We start from the raw sequence: 22,127 nt of genomic DNA on the forward strand, positions 1-22,127 counted from the left end.
ACTATTTTTTAACAATACCGTAATCTGTCCAAGTACGATTTTCGTCTTTAACTGCTTTTCTAATTTTTAAATTTCGCTCTAAAGACTCTTTTGTTTTGTAGCCTCTTGGATGATCTAAGTGCAAAACAATTGCTTTATGTCTTATTTGTTTAGATTTAATTCCATAATTAAATAAACGTTCTCCTAGTTCTCTATCTGGTCCACCATATTGCATACGTTCATCATAACCATTTATAGCAATCAAATCGTCTTTCCAGGCGCTTGAGTTACAGTTGTTAAATGTTGCTCCTGTTGGTGTTGTAGCATCTAAAAAATCTGCCCAAAGTCCGTTAGCATTTAATTTTAAAGCTTGCTTAAAACTTACACTTCCGTTTTCTTTTAACCATTTAGTATCAAAACAATTTTCGTTTTCAATATCTTTCAACTCAATGGTTTCACTTGTTGGCATATCTAATTTTAAATAACCACCAGAAAGAAAGTAGCCTTTCTCTGCATATTTTGCATGAGTTGATACAAAATCTTTACGAGCAATACAATCTCCATCTGTCATTAAAATATAATCATGCTCTGTTTGCATGATACACTTATTTAATAACTCTTGGCGTCTATAACCTTTATCTTCATGCCAAATATGACGTAAATTTACAGGGTAATCTGCTTTAAAACGATCTATTAACTGCTTAGTTGTTTCACGCGAGCCATCATCTGCTATAATAACTTCAAAGTTATCGTAGTCTTGATATTTATAGCTTTCTAAAACTTTTTCTAACCAAGCTTCAGCGTTATAAGTACTAATTATTACAGATATAGGTAAACCACTCATTAATGTATTGTTTCAAATTGAATTGCAAAGATATACATATTTAAAATATTGCATGCTTTAGTTTTGTTTAAGAAGAATATAAAAACGTAAATTTGTCTTTTATTTATTGTTTTAAATGAAGAAATTATCTGTCATCATTCCTACCTTTAACGAGGAAAATTATATAGAAAAAGCTTTGCGTTCTGTACGTTTTGCTGATGAGATTATTGTTGTAGATTCTTTTAGCTCTGATAAAACAGTAGATATAGCTAAGAAAAATAATTGCACCGTTGTACAACGACAATTTGATAATTTTTCTAATCAAAAAAACTTTGCCTTACAATATGCAACTGGTGAATGGGTACTGTTTATTGATGCTGACGAGCGTATTCCTTTTGCTTTAAAACAAGAAATTTTAGAGGTTATTAAAAACCCGAAACATGCTGGATACAAGCTAAACTTTCCGCATTTTTATATGAATCGTTTTCTGTATCATCATTACGATTCTGTACTACGATTAGTTAAACGTGCTAATTGTAAATTTGAAGGTTTAGTACACGAAAAATTGATTATTGATGGTAGTATTGGTCAACTTAAAAATCCTGTACTTCATTTTACTTACAAAGGTCTAGAACACTACATTAGTAAAAAAGATAGTTATGCTTGGTTTCAGGCAGAACAAATGCTTAAAAAAGGTAAGAAAGCAACTTATTTTCATTTAGCTTTCAAACCTTTTTATCGTTTTTTTAGTAGCTATATTTTAAGACGCGGTTTTATGGATGGTATTCCTGGACTAGCTGTTGCTAGCATTAACGCTTACGGTGTATTTTCTAGATATGCCAAATTAATGTTACTAAAAAAAGGGATTAAATAGTTTAAAACAACTTACCTACTTTAAGTTTCCATATAAACTTTAGTAACGTATCTTCTCCTTTTATATCTAATCGTTGTACTTGATATTTATTTTTAAAAGGAAACTTATTAATTCTATTACCTATGCGTAAACCATAATCTAAATGGTTTGCTTTTAACAAGGTTTCAAATTGTTTATTTATTGGATTTTTTCTAGGGAATTTTCCGTAAGGATAAGCAATAGTGTTGGACAACTCAAATTCATTGTTTTTAATAAATTCTTGACATGATTTTAAATCTAACGCTATCGTATCTATAGAAGATAATTGGTAATTAATATGACCGTAACTATGCCAACCAAGCTCGATAATAGATGGATCTAGTTGCTTTAATTGTGCTACAGACATTATTGGTTTTTTACCTTCATCCCAATTATTTTTATTACCAACAAATTTAAAAGGCACATAAAAACAAGCTTTAAGATTATGTTTTTTAAACAATGGATATGCTAATTCTAATTGATTAACATACACATCGTCAAACGTAATAATTACAGATTTTTTTGGTAAATCTTTTGCAGTTTTAAAACGATCTAAATCTTTAAAATGAAGCGTTTTATAACCGTTATTTTTTAGATACAGCAACTGTTTTTCCAGCTTATCCACATGTATAGTCAAACCTTTAGCTTCATCTATTTTAGAAGTTACAGAATGATACATTAATACCGGTAATTTTGCCATACCAAAAATGATTTTTAACTACTCACAAATATATAAAGCCTATTGGTTATATTTGCCTAAAATCTTATTTTCTATAACATGATAAGCGCTTTAGCTATAACTTATAACGAAGAAAAAAATGTAGAATGCTACATTAAAAGCTTATCTTTTGCAGACGAAATTATCATAGTAGATTCTTTTAGTACAGATAACACCGTAAATCTTGCTAAACAACTTGGTGCAAAAGTAATACAACGTAAATTTGATGATTTTTCTACACAAAAAAACTACGCACTAAGTTTGGCTAATAACGATTGGGTTACTTTTTTTGATTTAGATGAAATTGTGACTCCTGAATTGGCTGAAGAAATTACAAACACCATAAAAACAGACCCTAAAAATGAAGCTTTTAAAGTAAAACGAAACTTTTATTTTATGGGTAAACGATTGAAATATAGCGGATTTCAAACGGATTATGTTGTTAGACTATTTAATAAAAACAACAGCAAATACAACGGTAAATTAGTACACGAAGCTATAGAAACAGCTTCAACTATTAAAAAATTAAAACACAAAGTAGATCATTACACGTATAAATCTTTTGACGGTTATAATTTAAAACTTACCAAATACAGTAAATTAAAAGCAGAAGAATTATATAATAAAAATGTACGACCAAACCTATATCATTTTTTATTTAGACCTTGGTACAGATTTATGCACCAATACTTTTTAAGACTTGGTTTTTTAGATGGAAAAGAAGGTTTTATAGTATCTTATCTTAGTGGTTTTATGGTGTTTAAGCGTTATATTCAGCTTTGGACTATGTACAGAAATATTGAATAGATGAAACACGTTTTTTTAGAATCTCATAACATAAAAAATCAATTTAACGGTTTTGGGCAATTTAATTATCATCTAATTAATGGGCTTTATAATGCGCAAATTGAAGATTTTAAAATAACACTTAATGCTAAAAACACAACGCCTTTAAAAGATAAATACGGTAATTATTTTAACTATAAAACTTATAAATCTTTAAGCCGAAAACCTTTATTCAGAATAAAAAAGAAGTACGATGTTTGGCATAGTTTAAATCAAAATATAAAAGTAGAACCATTTTTTAATATTCCGTATGTATTAACAATTCATGACGTAAATTTTGTAGATGAAGTTTCTAACGATATGGATCATAAAGTGAATCTTAGATTTAAAGAAAAATTAAAACGAAGTCACGCCATTACTTACATATCTGAATTTACTAAACAATCTACACACAAACATTTTGATGTTCCAAACGTGCCAGAATATGTAATCTACAATGGTAATCCTATAAGCAAACTCCAAACCGATTTTAAAGCGGTTACACCAGTAACCCAACGACCATTTTTATTTTTTATTGGCGGATTAACAGCACGTAAAAACCCACATACTTTAGTGCAAATGTTAGAGCATTTACCAGATTTTGATTTGGTACTTGCAGGATCAAAAAAAGACGATTATACAACCAATGTTTTAGAAACTGCAATTGCAAAAACTAATACAAAAAGCCAAATCCATATTTTAGGTAAAATTAGTTCAACCGAGAAACATTATTACTATAAACATTGTGAAGCGTTGGTGTTTCCTTCATTATTAGAAGGTTTTGGGTTACCACCAATAGAAGCGATGTCTTATGGTAAACCTGTATTTTTATCCAACCTTACATCGTTACCTGAAATAGGCGGTAAAGATGCATTTTACTGGGATAATTTTGATTCAAAATACATGGCTAACGTCTTGATAGAAGGATTACATAAGTATGAAACCAACAAAGACTTTTATATAAATGCATATCAAAACCGTGCTAAAAGTTTTAATTGGAATACTGCTGCATTACACTATGCAGACGTCTACAGAAGCTTATTTTAAAACAATTTGTTGTTTCTGCTTTAAAGAATATTTTAAAGGCGCACCTTGAAAAACTATCCAAAATAATTTTGCTCTATTCTTACTGGTCAACGCTTTTAAAGCTAACTTTAGTAAAATAATAAATTGTAAACATTTATATTTTAAATAAGAATAATTTTTACGGTATATGTAAAGCCTAGAAATCATTAACTCTTGCTTAATTAAAGGATTTGCTTTTACGGTAGCACTTTCTAAATGTTTAAAAGTAGATGTTGGTACTAAAACACTTTTGTAGCCCAATTGTTTTAACCTAAAACACAAATCCATTTCTTCAAAATATAAAAACAAATTAGTGTCAAAACCTCCAATTTTTGCAAAAACTTCAGCCTTAAAAAACATAAAACAACCTTGTAAAGCTGGTACTTCAAAAGGTGTTTTATATGGTAAATCTTTTCGTTTTGGATGATTTTTTATAAATTTTTCTATAAAACTTCTACCAAATAATTCTTTTCTAAACCCTTGAAAATAATCAAACCCAATTACAGGTTTATTATCAATATTTAATTGTTGTGGTGAACAGACTGCAACATCATCGTTTGCTTTTAAATAGTCTATTAAAGGAGAAAAACAATCTTCTGTAATTATTACATCGTTATTTATAAAAGCCAAATATTTACCTTTTGCAAACTGAACACCTAACATATTTCCTGCTCCAAAACCTAAATTTATAGCACTTTTATGAAATATTATAGGATAATCTACTGCATTAAAAGTAGTTACTAATTGTAAACTTAAAGGTTCTGTAGAGGCATTATCAATTACAATAACTTCATAAGTATAATTTTTAGGAAACTTAGCTACTAATGAGTTTACAAAATCTAAAGTCAATTTTGCATTATTATAATTTACTGTAATTATAGATACATCTACCGTAGTCATTAAAAAATATTAAGCGTTATACATGGTTTTAAAATAAGCTTCAAAATGCTCTTGAAAATAAAAGTCTGCTCCATTAGTTGTTGTTGGAAACATTACAGGATAATCTGGATATGCTTCTAATAGTCTTGGCACTTTTAATCCTTCGGCAATCGCATAAGCAAAAGTTTGATTACTTAAATAAAACTTACATGATTTTATTATTTGTGCTAGTTCTAGAAAGTCTTTAACATCATAAAATTCTAGATTTGGTACGCTTTGCTTTAAATCTTCATATTCATCTTTTGTGCCCAAAAACAATAAGTTATCGTAGTGTTTTAAAAATGAATAATCTATAAATACATTACGTGCTCTAAAGGTACGTACAATTACAATTTTATCTTTAATAGTCTTATGTGGTTTTACATCTAAATAAGGCAATGTCATATCGGCTTGTTTTCCTACAAGATGATAATACCATCTAAATGAATGAAATTGATTTGAAATAGGTAAAGCTCTAAAAAAATCTAAATCAACATCTATAGTTTGGTTGGTGTAAACTATTACGCTATTTAAATACGATTGTTCTTTTAATAATGGCAAAAGCATATTAAAAGACCTTTCGGAAATCATAATATTTCCTGATGGATGTTTAAAATATTGTCCATTATATGGCTGATTAACTTTAACTATTAAATTGCAAGTTTTTGTTTTTGACAACTCTTTTATAATGGGTAAAGCATATATCAAATCTCCTAAATGTCCAGAATGTGATAAATTAATTTCGGTTTTAGAATTGATATTATCTTTAAACTGTTTTAAAGTTTTTAAAACTTCAGGATTTAAAGTAGCACGTTTTTTCTGCTCGCGTTTTGCATGCTTAACTTCTAAATATTTGCTTTTATTGTTGGTAATTTTATACCAGAATTTTAATATTTCAGAGTTCATAAAACAGTCGATTAATTTAAAATTTGGTCTAACGTACTATACACAGCTTTTTCACTTAAAAACTCTTCGTAAAATAGATTTGCCTTTTGCTTGTTGGTTTCATAAAAACTAGAATCATTAAGTAATTGCGTTGTGTAAGACGCAAATTTAGTTGCATTATCTGTTACTAAACAACCATTATCTACTTTATTAATTAATCCATCTACGCCTCTTGTATTACATACAACTGGCAAATTAAAGGATAACGCTTCTACAACTTTAATTTTTAATCCTGTACCGCTTAGCATTGGACAAATTACAACTTTTGAAGCATTGTAAGTTGCAGATAAATCTTCAACATAATTAATTTTAATTACGTTTGGATAATCCTTAATATGCTTATTTATTTTTCCAACTACGGTTATAGATATTTTAGTCTCTAATAAAGGATAAACTTTATTAAAAAACCATTGTGCTGCTGCTATATTATGTTCGTTTTCACTAGCTACGTATAAAACATCTATAGTTTTTGTTGTGCTTTGTATTTTACTAGTTGTTAAATGTGGCACTAAATGCACTGGTGTTTTTATAAATTGCTCAAAAAGGTATTTTTCTTCTACTGAAATTGCCCAAACTTGATCAACACTGTTTAAAAGTTTCATTTCGCCTTCAAAAAATTCACCTAGCTTAAAATCTTTTCGGTTTTTAAATTGCGAGGTTAAAAAATCGTGTGTATCTACTATTGTCGTTGCTCCTTTTAAGTATGGATTATCTAAAACCAAAGGTACCCAACAAGAATAACTAACAATTATTTTATCGTATGTTTTATTTTGCAACACCTTATTAAAAGCTTGTTGTTGATTTAATTGTCTACGATCAAAAGGTTTAGGTATTTTACTAAACAATTTGGGCATAGAGACTTTAAAAAAATAACTTAAACCTCCTTTTTTTTGCTTTGGTAAAAAATGTACTTGATTAACTAATTTTTCAGATTTAAGTACTTCTACATCTTGTTCTGTAAAGTGTTGATCGGCTTCTGCTACTAAATCTAAGGTTATATTTTTTGCCTTAAAATACTGTAAAAGCGTGTAAGCTCTTACGTGGTTACCTTGTGAACGTACCAACGGATTACCTGGAAAAAAATATAATACTTTCATTAAATTACTTACAGAAACAGCTCCAAAAATAGCATTTTATAATTTATTAGCCATTATATTTTATTTTTGAAGATTTGCAACTTAATTTTACAATCTATTTTAATTTTCATGCAAGAAACGCCTTTAATTTCAGTAATAATTCCGTGTTATAATGGAGAACAATATATTGAAAAAACTCTTCAACATATAATAAATCAAACGTTTACAAATTGGGAATGTATTGTTGTTGATGATGGTAGCTCGGATAATTCTAAAGAAATTATTACCGCTTTTGAAAATCTAGACAATAGAATTATTTATTATTATCAAGATAACCAAGGTCTTTCTGGTTCTAGAAATTCTGGAACAAAAATTAGCAAAGGAAAATACATCTATTATTTGGATGCAGACGATTTGGTTGATAAAAACACGCTTCAAAATTTTGTTAATTTAATACCTCACAACACAGATATTATTTTTGGCAAGACTGCATTAACAGATGGACATAACAAAAACATTATAGGTTATTTAGAACATTTTCTACCAGTAAACCATAAGTTATCAAATACCAATTACAAGTTAATACCAATGGTATTAAATGATAAAGTAAGTTGTGTTGCACATAATAGATTATACAAAAAAAACTTTATTACTAAGCATAACCTTGCTTTTAAAGACCGATTATTACATGAAGACGAATTATGGTTTTTTGAAACCTTAATTAACTGCCAATCTATTATATTAAGTGATCAAACAACATATTATTACAATACTGGAAATCAAAACTCTATTACCAATAATTTTAGCATTAAAAACACCAAAGCATATTTAGATATTTTAGATACTATCTATCAAAAATATTATCTAAACGCAGAATCAACTGAAGCAAAAAACGTTACAAATCTATATCTTAATTATTTTAAAATGACCATAATAACACATTGTTATTTTAACACGCCAAATCAAGATAAAGAAGACGTTAACACGTTAATTACAAATGCTTTTAAAGCTGTAAAACTACCAGAAGCTAGTTACAATAATCTAAGTAACAGCTTAAAACAATTGCACCAAAATTTTAAAACAGTATTGCCTTTAGGCTTAGATAAAACGCTTAACTATTTGCGTTGGTATAGATCTAAAAGTCTAAAAAAGATAATAAAACGCCAACTAATATTAATACAAGCTAAGATGGCTTAAAGATATTTTCTTTTAAGTTGTTCTATTAAAGATTGCGAATCAAAATCTGCATTTTTATCAAAATTAGGCTCGCGTCTAGTCATTTCATTCCAAAGATGAATTGCGTAAGTATCTTTAAATAAATCCGCACTATTTTTAAAAGTGTTATCGTAAACTGTATGCCAGTTAGAAAAATGTATTGGAAAAAAATAGGTAAATGGTTTGGCTTTGTCTTTTATTTTGAAATAATCTAAAGCTTTAGTAAAACCTTCTGGTCCGCCAGATTCGCCCCATTCTATATGCTCTCTACCTTTACCCCAAAATTTACGTTTACGCTTTACCTTTTTTTGGTGTTTACTATCGTAAGGCAAAATAGTATTTGGGAATTCGCAATTATGACTTAAAAATTTACAAATCTCATGTCCTGGTTTAAATCCTAAAACAGCAGGACAAACAAGATCTATAGATTCTGAGCCATACACTTCATCTTCATCAAAATCAAAGGGTTTAATACATATCACATCTGTATCTACCCAAAAACCTCCTTTTTTATATAACAATTCCCATCTAAACCAATCGGCAAAACCAGCATAACTTCCACCGTTGTAGGTAAAAATTTCAGATGAATTAATAATTTCATTTGCATCTTTTACTGTTGTTCCTTCAGGAATATTTTGCACTTCTCCATAAGTATACAAGTGAAACTCATGATTGTTTTTTAAAAAAGAATTAATGCAAAGCTGTTCTATTTTTGATAAAGAACCGCCAATCCATAAAGATTGAATAATAGGTAAAGCCATATAAAATTTTAAAGTTCAAAATTACAATTTTTAAACTTTAAGATTAAAATTTAAAGAATTGTTTTTTAAGATTATTGGCGTTTAAGCTTTATTACCATAATTTTACACCAAAATAAATAGGTTAATGAAATACGCACTATTAAAATATAGAGATCAAGAAACAAACATTGGCGATTACATACAAAGTCTAGCTGCAAAGCGTTTTTTACCACAAGTAGATGCGTTGATTAGTCGTGAAGCATTGGATGAAACCACTGAAAATGCTAAAATCATTTTAAATGGTTGGTTTATGCATCACCCAGAACATTGGCCACCAAGCGAGACTTTACTTCCTAAATTTGTTTCGTTTCACATCAACGATTTTGCTAAAAAACCTTTAACAAGTCCAGAAGCTATAGCCTATTATAAGAAGCATCAACCAATTGGTTGTCGTGATAAATTTACACTTCAAAAATTAGAAGAAAATGGTGTAGAAGCTTACTTTTCTGGTTGTTTAACACTTACTTTAGAGAAAGAAAAATATCAAAATACAACAACACCAAATGCTATTGTTTTATGCGATATTTTATCACATAAAAACGACGTGTCCGATACTAACAAAAAAAGTCTTTGGAAAACCATTAGAAATCCACACAAGCCTATTATAAATGCTACTAAATCTTTTTTAAAAGAATACAAAGAAAAAAAAGAGGTTAAAAAAATTATAGAAAAATTAATTCCTAAATCAATATTAGAGCAAAGTATAACCGTTTCTAATCAAGATTTTAATGCAACAACGCATGAAGAAAAATTTAAAAAAGCAGAGCAGCTATTAAGTCTTTATGCATCAGCAAAACTTGTAGTTACTTCTAGAATTCATGTTGCATTACCATGTTTAGCTTTTGGTACTCCTGTAATTTTTGTAAGACCAGATAGAGATACCAGTAGATTTGAAGGTATTACAGACTTTTTTAACACCTTTACAATAGACCAAATCTTAAATACCGAAAAAACAGAATTACAACAACAGTTTACAAATTCAAGTAAAATAGTAAGAACAGAACATTTAAAATACAGAGAACAACTTATAAAAGACGTTAGTCAATTTATTAATTCTTAAAATGGAGCAGCAAATAGCTACTACAATACAGCACCTTAAACAAGGTAATACCATACTTTACCCAACAGATACGGTTTGGGGAATTGGTTGTGATGCCACAAATTTTGAAGCAGTAAAAAAAATCTATCAATTAAAACAGCGTGAAGCCTCTAAAGCATTAATTTGCTTGGTTAGTGATTTAAAAATGTTAGAAAAATATATTCAAGAGGTACCAGAAGTTGCTTACCAAATAATAGAGTTTAGTGACAAACCAACAACTATTATTTATGATAACCCAACTGGTTTAGCTACTAATCTAATTGCAGAAGACAACACGTTAGCTATTAGAATTCCTAAAGACGAATTCTGTCAAAAACTAATCCAGCAATTTAGAAAACCAATTGTCTCTACCTCAGCAAATATAGCTGGAGAACCAACACCAAATTCCTTTAAAGAAATAAGCACGCCTATTTTAAAAGGTGTGGATTATGTTGTAAATTTGCAAAACGAAAAAAACAATACCAAACCATCTACAATTATCAAGTTATCTAGTAATGGTGAAGTAAAGATTATTCGTGAGTAAATTTACCTGATGAATTACAAACAAGCACTACAAAACCCAATATTTAAAATAATCTCTCAAGCCTCTAAAAACCTTAACTTAGATAGTTATGTAATAGGTGGTTTTGTAAGAGATTTTATTTTAAAACGTGGTAATGCAAAAGATATAGATGTGGTTGCAATTGGTAGTGGTATAGCACTTGCAAAAGAAGTGTCTAAATTATTACCAAACAAACCAAAAGTTCAAGTATTTAAAACCTACGGAACAGCAATGCTACGGTATGAAGATATCGAAATAGAATTTGTTGGTGCACGTAAAGAATCCTACAACGAAGATAGTCGTAATCCTGTTGTAGAAAATGGTACGTTAGAAGACGATCAAAACCGTCGTGATTTTACTATAAACGCATTAGCTTTAAATCTTTCTGAAGCTAATTTTGGAGACCTATTAGATCCATTTAACGGTATTGAAGATTTAGAACAAAAAATAATACGTACGCCATTAGATCCAGACATCACGTATAGTGACGATCCATTGCGCATGATGCGCGCAATACGATTTGCTACACAATTAGATTTTAAAATCGAAAATCAATCGTTAAGAGCCATTTCTAAAAATAGTGAACGCATTAAAATTATCACTAAAGAGCGTATTGTAGTAGAACTAAATAAAATTTTAGAAAGTCCAACACCTTCAATAGGGTTTTTACTTCTTGAAAAAACTGGACTTTTACAAATAATTTTACCAGAGTTAACCGCTTTAAAAGGTATTGACGAAAAAGAAGGACAACGTCACAAAGATAATTTTTATCACACTTTAGAAGTTGTTGATAATATCGCAAAACATACCGAAAATGTTTGGTTGCGTTGGGCTGCATTATTGCACGATATTGGTAAAGCACCAACAAAAAAGTTTAACAAAAAAGTAGGTTGGACGTTTCATGGTCATGAATTTGAAGGTTCTAAAATGGTATATCACTTATTTAAACGCTTAAAAATGCCTTTAAATGATAAGATGAAATACGTCCAAAAACTAGTCTTTATGAGCTCTAGACCAATTGTTTTAGCTCAGGACATCGTAACAGATTCGGCTGTTAGACGTTTATTATTTGATGCTGGAGATTATGTGGATGATTTAATGACGCTTTGTGAAGCAGACATCACGACAAAAAATCCTAAAAAATTTAAAAAATATCATAACAACTTTAAAATTGTAAGAGAAAAATTAGTTGAAGTTGAAGAAAAAGACTCTGTAAGAAACTTTCAGCCACCAGTTTCTGGAGAAGAAATCATGGAGACTTTCAACTTAAAACCTTCAAGAGAAGTTGGATTAATAAAAGAAGCTATAAAAGAAGCAATTTTAGAAGGCGACATTCCTAATGAACATCAAGCTGCTTTTAATTTAATGCTTGAAAAAGGTAAAGCTTTAGGTTTAAAAACTGAATAGTTATGAAAAAGAAAGACAACAAAAAAGTAATTTATTGGCTACTAACAGGCTGTTTATTAATTTTTATAATGGTTATTGTTGGAGGCATCACACGTTTGACACATTCTGGTTTATCAATTTCTAATTACAAATTAATTTCTGGTACAATTCCTCCAATGAATGACGCCGAATGGAATGCTGCTTTTGACCTTTACAAGCAATATCCAGAATATCAAAAACTTAATAACCATTTCACTTTAGAAGATTTTAAAGACATCTACTTTTGGGAATGGATTCATCGTGTTATTGGTCGTGTTATTGGATTAGTATTTTTCTTTCCTTTTGTATACTTTTTAATTACAAAACAACTCACCAAACAAACTATAAAAAAAGCAATAGGCTTGATGTGTCTTGGTGCTTTTCAAGGATTTTTGGGTTGGTACATGGTAAAAAGCGGTTTGGTAGATCGACCAGATGTTAGTCATTTTAGATTGGCTGCGCATTTAACCACTGCATTTATCACTTTTGCTTTAACCTTTTGGGTTGCATTAGATTTAATATTTCCTTTTAACAAGGTTACAGATTCTGCTTTTAAAAACTTTTTACGAGTAACTACATTTGTGCTATTAGTACAGATAATTTATGGTGCTTTTGTTGCTGGTTTAGATGCAGGTTGGATACATAACCATTGGCCAATGATGAGTGAAGGTAAATTTATTCATGAAACTGTGTATACCGAACAAAATTCGCTTTTATTAAACCTAACCGAAGGTAAAAGTGGTGTACAGTTTGTACATCGTACACTTGCTTATTTTGTAGTTGCATTAATACTAATAGTATTTTTTAAAGGACAAAAATTTGTAGAAACCAAATACCAAAAACTAGCTTTAAATAGTCTTGTAGGCTTAGTATTTTTACAATTTGTTTTAGGTGTATTGACCCTATTATTACAAGTTCCGGTTTGGTTAGGTGTTGCACATCAAGTTGGTGCATTTTTCTTATTAACAGCAATGACATTTACTTTACATAGATTTAGCAAATAAGGATTAAAACCTTATCTTTGTAAACTTATTTTTTTAATTATGATTTACCGTTTTAGAGCTATTTTAGACAACGATACAGAAGAAGATATCTTTAGAGATTTTGAAATTCGTGAAAACGATACTATGGAAGATCTACACAACGTTATCACTCAATCTTTTGGGTTTGATGGTACAGAAATGGCGTCTTTTTATATTAGTGATGACGAATGGAATCAAGGTGAAGAGATTAGCCTTTTTGACATGAGCGATGGTTTTAATCAAGTTAAATTAATGAATGAAACGACCATTGCAGACATCGTACACGAAGCACAAACTAAACTTATCTATGTTTACGACTTTTTAAGTATGTGGACATTTTTTGTTGAATTAGCTGAAATTGTTGAAGAAGCGCAAGGCACAGATTATCCTAACCTAATGTATGTGCAAGGTCAAGTTCCTACTGAAGCTCCAGAAAAAGTTTTTGAAGCCGATAGTGACGACGACTTTAATGAATTTGACGACGACTACGATATTGATGATTATGAAAGTTTAGATTTTGATGAAAACTGGAATTAATACCCTTTGGTATTAACATCTTGATAGTTTCGTTTTACAAAATCTAAAGCATTTTTTAAGATTTCGCCCATATTTTTGCTGCGCTTAAACTCTAAATCCATAGTATATTCATAGATTTTAGATTTAAGCAATTCGATATGTTTTTCAATAGAAATAGTATCGTTAGTCATACAATCTAACAACTCTCCTATTCTATCTTGATAACTAATCATACGTTTTGCTATGGTAGACCGTTCTTCTATTTTATATTGATCAATAGAGTCTTTAGTAAGTTTTTCTGCAACTAATGCTACCATTTTATTATTCTCTTTAAAAAATTGCGGTCGGTAAACATTAAACTTACCTTCATAACATTGCTGATCAAAATCTATAGCTCTAATTTTAAACACCACGTGATCAAAATCGTGCGTTGGTACAATTACATAATTGTATGCGCGCATATCACCAAGTAATCTAATCATGCAACGCTCGTTAAACTTTACAAACTCTTTTGCAATTTGAGATTTTTCTGAAGGTAAACACTCTGATAATTTATTTTGAATAAACTCATCGCCTGGTATACCTGCAATATGCTCTTCTATTAAGGTATTTTTATAGACTAAAAAATTTAAATTGTATGGCGAAAGCATATGTTCTAATTCTAATCCATAGATTCTAGAAGCATCTGCTTTTTTTACATAAAAATAAGTGTAATTATCATTTAAAATATTTCTAACTTTTACTCTAAACGGTTTACTATTACCAAAGGTGCAATAATCTACAGCATCTACATTTAAAAACGGAATGGTTTTTTCGTTTCCGTCAGAGTGTAATTGTGTGTAGACTTTTTTTAGGTTAAGATCAATTTCTGCACGATCAAATTCGTTATAATACACGCGTATCCAAAGCGTATCATTATCGTCTTTATCATAAACTGTCACAGAACCTTGAAAACGCAACAAATCTTCATATAAAATCGAAATTTTTAAATTTCTATTATATTCATTTAAATACTTGTGTAATTTTTCATTTACAGGATATGATGGTTTCTTTTTAGAAATTTTTAAATCTTGCATAGACCCTAATTTACTCAAATTTAGTAACAAATTTTATAAATTGTAACAAAACCAGGCAACAATCGTCTTACTTATATCAATCAAAAACCAAAAATATTTTGAGCACAATTTTAACCATCTCAAACCTTACAAAAAAGTACGGATATTTAACCGCAGTTAACAATCTATCTTTCACTATTGAAAAAGGAAATGTTTACGGAATTTTAGGACCTAACGGAAGTGGTAAATCTACTACTTTAGGCATTACACTTAATGTTGTAAATAAAACTTCAGGAAATTTTCAATGGTTTAACGGAGATTTATCTACACACGAAGCATTAAAAAAAGTTGGAGCTATTATAGAGCGACCAAATTTTTATCCCTATATGTCTGCTTACAAAAACCTTAAACTAGTTTGTAAAATTAAAGACATTGCTGAAGAAAAAATAGACGAAAAATTAGAACTTGTTGGTCTTATTGAAAGAAAACATAGTAAGTTTAAAACATTTTCTTTAGGGATGAAACAACGTCTTGCTATAGCTAGTGCGCTGCTTAATGATCCTGAAATTTTAATTTTAGACGAGCCTACAAATGGTTTAGATCCACAAGGAATACATCAAATTAGATCATTAATAAAAGAGATTGCAAATAAAGGTACAACTATACTTTTAGCATCTCATTTATTAGACGAAGTTGAAAAAGTTTGTACTCATGTTGTCGTTTTAAGAAAAGGCGAAAAACTATATGAAGGTCCTGTAGACCAAATGATTACTAGTAATGGTTTTTTTGAATTAAAAGCTGAAAACACAGATGCATTAATTAACTTTTTAAATACTAATCCTAACATTAAGGATGTAAAAGTTAATGGAGATCTAATAACTGCGTTTTTAGATCAACCTATGTTATCTAGTACTTTAAACAAACTGTGTTTTGATAATGGCATCAACCTATCTCATTTAGTTTTACGTAAAGAAAGTTTAGAAGAGCAATTTTTACAACTTACAGACCAATTATCTTAAACAAACCCAACCAAAAAACCGACAATAATGTTACGACTTTTAAATATAGAATTAATCAAACTTTGGAATAACCGATCAAGTAAGGTGCTTATTTTAGCATACTTTATATTATTAACATCAATAGCACTAATAGCTTCAATCAAATTTGATATTGGACCTGTTAAGTTTCATTTAGCAGAACAAGGAATTTTTGACTTTCCCTACATTTGGCATTTTAATACTTATGTTGCTGCCTCTTTAAAATTTTTCTTAGCAATTGTTATTGTGTCTATGATGGCTAACGAGTATAGTAACAAGACCATTAAGCAAAACTTAATAGATGGTTTAAGTAAAAAAGAATTTATCGCCTCTAAGTTTGTAACCGTAAGTGTTTTTGCTTTAGTATCAACCGTTTTCGTATTTATAATTACACTAATATTAGGATTTGCTTTTTCTGATATTACAGAGCTTTACCACGTGTTTTCGGACACAGAATATCTTTTAGCATTCTTTGTTAAATTAGTAGGCTTCTTTTCTTTCTGCTTATTTTTAGGAATTTTAATAAAACGATCTGCATTTGCATTAGGCTTTTTATTTGTTTGGTTTATTATAGAAAAAATAGCATACGGATTATTACGTTGGGAAATAGAGTTAACCGAAAACTCTTGGAGAACAATTACACAGTTTTTTCCTTTAGAAAGCATGTCTAATTTAATAGTAGAACCAGGTTCAAGACTTGGCGCAGCTAAAGAACTTGCCAAACAAGTTGGCGAAGATTTTAATTTTGATTACTCTGTACATTGGTATCAAATTGTTATTGTTTTAGCATGGACAGCTTTATTTATTTACGGTTCATACAAGCTGCTACAAAAAAGAGATTTATAGGTATTTAACATTTTATATCTTTTCTTTTTTCATTTTTGTAATATCTTTACAAATCTGGCTATACTAGATTATGAAAAAGATATTACTACTAACATTTTTGCTGTTAGTGTCATTTGTTCATTCTCAAAATGAAGCTTCCAACTGGTACTTTGGTAACAATGCAGGAATAAATTTTGATCTTTCAACAAATACCGTAACAGCACTTACCAACGGTCAATTAGCAACAGATGAAGGTTGTACAAGTATTTCTGATGGAAATGGTGATTTATTATTTTACACAGACGGAATAACTGTATACAATAAAAACCATCAGGTAATGGCTAATGGAAATGGTTTAAAAGGAAATCCTTCTAGTACACAATCTGCTATTATAATACCAAAACCTCAAGATTCTGATATCTATTATATTTTTACTGTAGATACAGAGTTTCAAGGAAATCCTGACGAAGGTTTTCATTATTCCGAAGTAGACATGACAGCTAATGGTGGATTAGGCACTGTTACTGCAAATAAAAACATTAATCTTTTAAACAATACTTCAGAAAAACTAAGCGCTGTCTTAAAAGACTGTCAAACAGAAAATATTTGGGTAATAACATTTGCAGATATTAATGGTGACGAATTAAACAACTCTATATTTGCTTACGAAGTAACTGCTACAGGAGTAAATACTACACCTGTAATTTCAGACCTAAATATACTTGTTCCAGAAAGAAGAGGCTATCTTAAAATTTCACCTGACGGAACAAAAATAGCATGTGCTAATATTGCTTCCGGCTTATATCTTTTTGATTTTGACACCAATAGTGGTCAAGCTACTAATGCTCAACAAATAAATATTAATTTAAATCCATCTGGAAAAACTCAAAGACCTTACGGTGTAGAATTTTCTCCAAATAGTCAAATCTTATATGTTTCAACCTATTTTGAAACTCCTCAAGATGACTTTAATAATGCTAATGCACAATATGGAGCCTTGCTTCAATATGACTTAAACGCCAACAACATTAGTGCTTCTGAAGAAATATTGGATCAAAGAATTATGTATAGAAGTGCTTTGCAACTTGGACCTGATGGTAAAATTTATAGATCATTAAGTGCTACTTATAATCAAGGTACGCCTTTTTTAAGTACAATAAATTCTCCTAACAGCTTAGGGCAAGCAGCAGATTATCAACACCAATCTGTAGATCTAAATGGATTAGTTTCTAGACAAGGCTTACCACCATTTATCGCATCCTTTTTTGTTGAAAAAATTGATATTATCCCAACCGACAATACTAATACTGTAGATTTACCATTATGCACTGGAGACGACTACACACTTATTGCAGAAGATATTCCTGGTGCAACATATACTTGGTCTCAAGATGGTAATGAGATAGCAACACCAGCAATTCCTAATGAATTATTAGTGACACAAAACGGAAATTACGAAGTTATAATAGACTTAAATAACGGTGATTGTGATACAAAAGAAGGACAAGCAATTGTAACCTATTATGATATTCCTACCGCTACAACACCAAATAACATTGTAATTTGTGATGATAATAATGATAATATATGGGACTTTAATCTGACTGATCTAAACACAGAAATATTAAACGGTCAAGATGCTGCAATTTACGAAGTTAAATACTTTAAAAACCAAGCAGATGCAGATAGCAATCAAAACGAAATTACCGGTAATTACCAAAACACGTTACCACAAGAAACAATTATTGCTCGCGTAGAAAACATTAATAACCCTAACTGTTATGCGACAACTAGTTTTGATATTTCTGTTTTTCAAACACCGGTAATAGATAACTTAAATGACTTTGAAGTTTGTGATGATTTATCTGACGGAGACGATACAAACGGTCAAACAACTGTAGACTTATCAAGTTATAATAGTCAAGTTTACAACGGACAAAACACTACTTTATTCAATATTAGTTATCACGCTAATTTAAATGATGCAGAAAATAATTTAAGTCCATTAAACCTAAACTACTATAACAACACACCTTTTCAAGAAGAAGTATATGTAAGACTAGAAAACAGTAATAACACAGACTGCTATGCAGTTAATAGCTTTAATTTAATTATCAATCCAGTACCAGCATCTTTTGACCATACGTTATTACAATGTGACGAAGATGGTATACCTGATGGGTACACTATTTTTAATTTAGAAGAAGCTATAACTAATATAACTAACAACAATGCTAATCTAACTGTTGTTTTTTATGATACTTTAAACGATGCTAATAATGAAGTTACACCAATTACTAACCCAACATCTTATAACAACTTAAGTAACCCACAAATAGTTTATGCGGTTTCAAAAGACAGTAATACTGATTGTGTAAACATTACAGAACTAACACTAGAAGTTAGTACCACTCAAATTAATAATTATGAATTTGAAGTATGTGACGAGTTAGGCTCTGAAGATGGCATTAACACTTTCGATTTTAATGAAATAAGCACAAACATGACATCGTCATTACCAGGAAATATTTCAATTAATTTTTACGAAAATTACAATGATGCGCTAACAGAAAGTAATGCCTTACCTACAACTTTTACTAACAGTTCTGCTTACTTTCAAACTATATACGCTCGTGCAGAAAATAATAACAATTGTTATGGTATTAGCGAAGTCGATTTAATTATTAATGAAAGACCTGATTTGGATGAAGACGAAACAGTTTTTTACTGTCTTAATTTTTTCCCAGAAACTATTACATTAAGTGCTACTTCACCTATTAATAATAACTATTATTTTAATTGGTCAACAGGACAAAACACAAATAGTATAGAAGTAAACCAACCAGGTATTTATACCGTAACTGTTACATCGGTTGAAGGATGTGAAAAAGTAAAAACTTTTACTGTAGAAGCATCTAACATTGCTACAATTGAAAATATCGATATTTTAGACGGAAATACGACTAATAATCAAGTTAGTATTATAACCTCTGGAGAAGGTACTTATGAATACGAATTAATCAATAGTGAAGGAGAAAGTACAGGCTTCCAAAGTGACTCTGTTTTCACTCAAGTACCACCAGGAATATATACTGTTAATATTATTGACGTAAAAAATGATTGCGGATTAATTTCAGACACATTATCTGTTATTGGTTTTCCTCAATTTTTTACTCCTAATAACGATGCAATTAACGATTATTGGCAAGTTTATGGTGTGTCAAGTCAATTTCAACCAAATTCTAAAATATATATTTTTGATAGGTACGGTAAATTATTAACCCAAATAGATCCTAAAAGTAAAGGTTGGGACGGTACTTATAACGGACAACCAATGCCAAGTAATGATTACTGGTTTTCTGTAACACTACAAGATGGGCGTGTTTTTAAAAGTCATTTTACTTTAAAAAGGTAGTTTTTTGTAATTTTAGAAAGTAATGTCCTAAATATGAAAAACTTTACTTTCTTATACTTAGTAATTTTACTTTGCTTTTTTAATACTTTAAAAGCTCAGGATATTACATTATTTCAGCAATTTAATGGTAGGTATGATTACACCGCTATTGGTAATACTTTAAATCCTGCAGAGAATAACCTTGACAGTAGTTTTTGTACGTTGCCTACTTCTGCTTCAGCTAATTTAAACTTACCTAATAATGTTAATATAATTGCGGCTTACCTGTTCTGGTCTGGCTCTGGTAATGGAGATACTCAAGTTTCCTTAAACAATATAACTATTAATGCTCAAGACACTTATAACGTAAATTATGATGCTGGTAGTAATGGACAACTCACTTACTTTGCCTGCTATGCAGATGTGACAAATCAAATAATTAACGAAGGTAGCACAACATATAACCTTTCTAATTTAGATGTCAATTCGGTCCTAATAAATACACCTGGCTTTTGTAATAATCGTACTAATTATGCAGGTTGGAGTTTATACGTTATCTACGAGGATAGTAACTTACATCTTAATCAAATTAATCTTTTTCAAGGTTTAGAAATTATAAATTCTGAAGTTCAAGAAAAAACAATTATCCTAGACAACATTGATGTTTTAGATAATGACAATGCTAAAATTGGTTTTTTAGCTTGGGAAGGAGACAATGCTTTAAACTACGGAGAAAGTCTTTCTATTAACGGAAACATTCTATCCAATCCACCTTTAAACCTACCAGATAATGCTTTTAATGGCACAAACACTTTTACAAATTCGACAAACTTTTACAATGCAGATTTAGATGTTTATAATATTGAAAACAACATATCTATAGGCGATACACAGGTTACCATTAAAATGACTACTGGCGGTGTGGACCAATTTGGAATTTTTAGAGCAGATTTAATTATTCTTAACAACATAATTACTGTTTTAAACAGTCAATTACCAGACGCCACAATTGCCATAAATAATTATGATGTGTTTTGTGCAAATCGGGAAATAGATATAAATTACACCGTTTATAATACTAACAGCACAGATATTTTACCTGTTAACACACCAATTTCATTCTATATTGACAATACACTAATTGGGCAAACTACAACACAAAATAACATACCAATCAATGCTTCAGAAAATAACCAAACAACCTTAACAATACCGCCTAATTATCCCGATAATTTTATTTTAGAAATCGTGGTTGATGATAATGGATCTGGCAACGGAATTGTTACTGAAACAAATGAAAATAATAATAACACGTTTCAAACTATTCAATTAATCCCATTACCAGAGACGATATTACTAAACCCTATATCTGCTTGTAATCAAGGAGAAAAGAAAGCCAATTTTGATTTAACACAAGTGTTTAGCCAAATAAATGAAACAGAATATAACAGCTTTAGTTTTTTTGAAAGTTTAGAAGATATAAATGAAGATTACCCAATCCTTTCACCAGTAAATTACATTTCAAACTCTACGCCTCAAACAATATATATAACTGCAGAAACAGATGAGTGTTTTGATATTTTTCAATTTGATTTACAAACTGAAAACTGCCCACCTTTTGTTCCGCAAGGATTTTCTCCTAATGGAGACTCAAAAAACGATTTCTTCAATATACAAGGATTATACGATATTTTTGAAAACCACGAACTATTAATATACAATCGCTACGGAAAGCTTATTTTTAAAGGCAATAATAATCTAAAGTGGCATGGTCAAACCAATCAAGGCATATTAGCTTTTAGTGATGTTGTACCAACAGGAACATATTTTTACGTATTAAAACTTCATGATCCTAAATACAAAGATTTGGTTGGCTGGGTATATCTTAATAAATAGTTAATAACATTTTAACGCTAAAATTTGCATTTTATCGATTAATTAAATACGTTTGTTCGCA

General features: G+C 29.8%; 20 protein-coding genes. 13 read left to right on the forward strand and 7 right to left on the reverse strand.

The genetic code is table 11. From position 1 onward, the window contains the following. Position 1: 1 nt before the first annotated feature. A complete protein-coding gene (locus H574_RS0108310; protein ID WP_027880135.1) occupies positions 2-823 on the reverse strand; it encodes a glycosyltransferase family 2 protein in 822 nt (273 codons plus the stop codon). Between the two features lie 115 nt (positions 824-938). Here H574_RS0108310 and H574_RS0108315 point away from each other — a divergent pair, with 115 nt between their 5' ends. Next, positions 939-1,676 (forward strand): glycosyltransferase family 2 protein, encoded by a 738-nt coding sequence (locus tag H574_RS0108315; RefSeq protein ID WP_027880136.1) that lies wholly within the window; start codon positions 939-941, stop codon positions 1,674-1,676. 1 nt (position 1,677) lies between these two features. Here the strand turns inward: H574_RS0108315 and H574_RS0108320 are convergent, their stop codons facing one another. After that, positions 1,678-2,394, reverse strand: a complete 717-nt coding sequence (locus tag H574_RS0108320; RefSeq protein ID WP_027880137.1) for a polysaccharide deacetylase family protein — start codon at positions 2,392-2,394, stop codon at positions 1,678-1,680. Positions 2,395-2,472: 78 nt separating this feature from the next. On the opposite strand from H574_RS0108320, the gene H574_RS0108325 reads away from it, so the two are divergent. Next, on the forward strand, positions 2,473-3,219 hold the full coding sequence (locus H574_RS0108325; RefSeq protein WP_027880138.1) for a glycosyltransferase family 2 protein: 747 nt from the start codon (positions 2,473-2,475) through the stop codon (positions 3,217-3,219). Continuing rightward, positions 3,220-4,284 (forward strand): glycosyltransferase family 4 protein, encoded by a 1,065-nt coding sequence (locus H574_RS0108330; RefSeq protein WP_027880139.1) that lies wholly within the window; start codon positions 3,220-3,222, stop codon positions 4,282-4,284. On the opposite strand, the gene H574_RS0108335 is transcribed toward H574_RS0108330, so the two are convergent. From H574_RS0108335 to H574_RS0108345, 3 genes are read right to left on the reverse strand one after another with little or no spacing between them, the layout of a single operon-like run. Then, on the reverse strand, positions 4,276-5,202 hold the full coding sequence (locus H574_RS0108335) for a glycosyltransferase family 2 protein (protein WP_027880140.1): 927 nt from the start codon (positions 5,200-5,202) through the stop codon (positions 4,276-4,278). The two genes, H574_RS0108330 and H574_RS0108335, sit on opposite strands and share 9 nt — an antisense overlap. 9 nt (positions 5,203-5,211) lie before the next feature. Then, positions 5,212-6,126 carry a hypothetical protein gene (locus tag H574_RS0108340; RefSeq protein ID WP_027880141.1) on the reverse strand — a complete coding sequence of 305 codons (915 nt, stop codon included), beginning with the start codon at positions 6,124-6,126 and terminating at the stop codon, positions 5,212-5,214. A gap of 11 nt (positions 6,127-6,137) precedes the next feature. Next, positions 6,138-7,262 carry a glycosyltransferase gene (locus H574_RS0108345; RefSeq protein WP_027880142.1) on the reverse strand — a complete coding sequence of 375 codons (1,125 nt, stop codon included), beginning with the start codon at positions 7,260-7,262 and terminating at the stop codon, positions 6,138-6,140. Between the two features lie 108 nt (positions 7,263-7,370). Between H574_RS0108345 and H574_RS0108350 the strand changes: the two genes are divergently transcribed. After that, complete coding sequence (locus tag H574_RS0108350) at positions 7,371-8,438, forward strand: glycosyltransferase family 2 protein (RefSeq protein ID WP_027880143.1); 1,068 nt, start codon at positions 7,371-7,373, stop codon at positions 8,436-8,438. Here the strand turns inward: H574_RS0108350 and H574_RS14405 are convergent. Beyond that, positions 8,435-9,217 carry a glycosyltransferase gene (locus H574_RS14405; RefSeq protein WP_027880144.1) on the reverse strand — a complete coding sequence of 261 codons (783 nt, stop codon included), beginning with the start codon at positions 9,215-9,217 and terminating at the stop codon, positions 8,435-8,437. The two genes, H574_RS0108350 and H574_RS14405, sit on opposite strands and share 4 nt — an antisense overlap. A gap of 124 nt (positions 9,218-9,341) precedes the next feature. Here H574_RS14405 and H574_RS14090 point away from each other — a divergent pair, with 124 nt between their 5' ends. From H574_RS14090 to H574_RS0108380, 5 genes are read left to right on the forward strand one after another with little or no spacing between them, the layout of a single operon-like run. Beyond that, complete coding sequence (locus H574_RS14090; RefSeq protein WP_036227391.1) at positions 9,342-10,316, forward strand: polysaccharide pyruvyl transferase family protein; 975 nt, start codon at positions 9,342-9,344, stop codon at positions 10,314-10,316. 1 nt (position 10,317) lies between these two features. After that, a complete protein-coding gene (locus H574_RS0108365) occupies positions 10,318-10,878 on the forward strand; it encodes an L-threonylcarbamoyladenylate synthase (RefSeq protein WP_027880145.1) in 561 nt (186 codons plus the stop codon). A 9-nt stretch (positions 10,879-10,887) separates the two neighbouring features. Beyond that, positions 10,888-12,303: a CCA tRNA nucleotidyltransferase gene (locus H574_RS0108370; protein ID WP_027880146.1), complete on the forward strand. Its 1,416-nt coding sequence runs from the start codon at positions 10,888-10,890 to the stop codon at positions 12,301-12,303. A 2-nt stretch (positions 12,304-12,305) separates the two neighbouring features. Continuing rightward, complete coding sequence (locus tag H574_RS0108375; RefSeq protein ID WP_027880147.1) at positions 12,306-13,325, forward strand: COX15/CtaA family protein; 1,020 nt, start codon at positions 12,306-12,308, stop codon at positions 13,323-13,325. Positions 13,326-13,364: 39 nt separating this feature from the next. Next, on the forward strand, positions 13,365-13,880 hold the full coding sequence (locus tag H574_RS0108380) for an IS1096 element passenger TnpR family protein (protein ID WP_027880148.1): 516 nt from the start codon (positions 13,365-13,367) through the stop codon (positions 13,878-13,880). Here H574_RS0108380 and H574_RS0108385 read toward each other — a convergent pair. After that, complete coding sequence (locus H574_RS0108385) at positions 13,877-14,935, reverse strand: hypothetical protein (RefSeq protein ID WP_027880149.1); 1,059 nt, start codon at positions 14,933-14,935, stop codon at positions 13,877-13,879. The genes H574_RS0108380 and H574_RS0108385 overlap by 4 nt on opposite strands. A 98-nt stretch (positions 14,936-15,033) precedes the next feature. Here H574_RS0108385 and H574_RS0108390 point away from each other — a divergent pair, with 98 nt between their 5' ends. The 4 genes from H574_RS0108390 (at position 15,034) to H574_RS0108405 (ending at position 22,066) form a co-directional block, all read left to right on the forward strand. After that, positions 15,034-15,933 (forward strand): ABC transporter ATP-binding protein, encoded by a 900-nt coding sequence (locus H574_RS0108390; RefSeq protein WP_027880150.1) that lies wholly within the window; start codon positions 15,034-15,036, stop codon positions 15,931-15,933. A gap of 27 nt (positions 15,934-15,960) precedes the next feature. After that, positions 15,961-16,797, forward strand: a complete 837-nt coding sequence (locus H574_RS0108395) for an ABC transporter permease (protein ID WP_027880151.1) — start codon at positions 15,961-15,963, stop codon at positions 16,795-16,797. A 70-nt stretch (positions 16,798-16,867) separates the two neighbouring features. Then, entirely contained in the window at positions 16,868-20,191 is a 3,324-nt protein-coding gene (locus tag H574_RS0108400) for a T9SS type B sorting domain-containing protein (RefSeq protein WP_027880152.1), read from the forward strand. Positions 20,192-20,224: 33 nt separating this feature from the next. Further along, entirely contained in the window at positions 20,225-22,066 is a 1,842-nt protein-coding gene (locus tag H574_RS0108405) for a T9SS C-terminal target domain-containing protein (protein WP_036227398.1), read from the forward strand. Positions 22,067-22,127 lie beyond the last annotated feature (61 nt).

Source organism: Mesoflavibacter zeaxanthinifaciens DSM 18436 (assembly GCF_000422365.1).
In the GTDB taxonomy this organism is placed as follows: Bacteria; Bacteroidota; Bacteroidia; order Flavobacteriales; family Flavobacteriaceae; genus Mesoflavibacter; species Mesoflavibacter zeaxanthinifaciens.

Bases quoted from the DNA above. Each gene is read 5' to 3' on its own strand.
- H574_RS0108315 (WP_027880136.1), top strand. From the start codon at position 939: ATGAAGAAATTATCTGTCATCATTCCTACCTTTAACGAGGAAAATTAT.
- H574_RS0108380 (WP_027880148.1), top strand. From the start codon at position 13,365: ATGATTTACCGTTTTAGAGCTATTTTAGACAACGATACAGAAGAAGAT.
- H574_RS0108310 (WP_027880135.1), bottom strand. From the start codon at position 823: ATGAGTGGTTTACCTATATCTGTAATAATTAGTACTTATAACGCTGAA.
- H574_RS14405 (WP_027880144.1), bottom strand. From the start codon at position 9,217: ATGGCTTTACCTATTATTCAATCTTTATGGATTGGCGGTTCTTTATCA.
- H574_RS0108325 (WP_027880138.1), top strand. From the start codon at position 2,473: ATGATAAGCGCTTTAGCTATAACTTATAACGAAGAAAAAAATGTAGAA.
- H574_RS0108370 (WP_027880146.1), top strand. From the start codon at position 10,888: ATGAATTACAAACAAGCACTACAAAACCCAATATTTAAAATAATCTCT.
- H574_RS0108330 (WP_027880139.1), top strand. From the start codon at position 3,220: ATGAAACACGTTTTTTTAGAATCTCATAACATAAAAAATCAATTTAAC.
- H574_RS0108350 (WP_027880143.1), top strand. From the start codon at position 7,371: ATGCAAGAAACGCCTTTAATTTCAGTAATAATTCCGTGTTATAATGGA.
- H574_RS14090 (WP_036227391.1), top strand. From the start codon at position 9,342: ATGAAATACGCACTATTAAAATATAGAGATCAAGAAACAAACATTGGC.
- H574_RS0108340 (WP_027880141.1), bottom strand. From the start codon at position 6,126: ATGAACTCTGAAATATTAAAATTCTGGTATAAAATTACCAACAATAAA.
- H574_RS0108395 (WP_027880151.1), top strand. From the start codon at position 15,961: ATGTTACGACTTTTAAATATAGAATTAATCAAACTTTGGAATAACCGA.
- H574_RS0108345 (WP_027880142.1), bottom strand. From the start codon at position 7,262: ATGAAAGTATTATATTTTTTTCCAGGTAATCCGTTGGTACGTTCACAA.
- H574_RS0108365 (WP_027880145.1), top strand. From the start codon at position 10,318: ATGGAGCAGCAAATAGCTACTACAATACAGCACCTTAAACAAGGTAAT.
- H574_RS0108335 (WP_027880140.1), bottom strand. From the start codon at position 5,202: ATGACTACGGTAGATGTATCTATAATTACAGTAAATTATAATAATGCA.
- H574_RS0108385 (WP_027880149.1), bottom strand. From the start codon at position 14,935: ATGCAAGATTTAAAAATTTCTAAAAAGAAACCATCATATCCTGTAAAT.
- H574_RS0108405 (WP_036227398.1), top strand. From the start codon at position 20,225: ATGAAAAACTTTACTTTCTTATACTTAGTAATTTTACTTTGCTTTTTT.
- H574_RS0108400 (WP_027880152.1), top strand. From the start codon at position 16,868: ATGAAAAAGATATTACTACTAACATTTTTGCTGTTAGTGTCATTTGTT.
- H574_RS0108320 (WP_027880137.1), bottom strand. From the start codon at position 2,394: ATGGCAAAATTACCGGTATTAATGTATCATTCTGTAACTTCTAAAATA.
- H574_RS0108375 (WP_027880147.1), top strand. From the start codon at position 12,306: ATGAAAAAGAAAGACAACAAAAAAGTAATTTATTGGCTACTAACAGGC.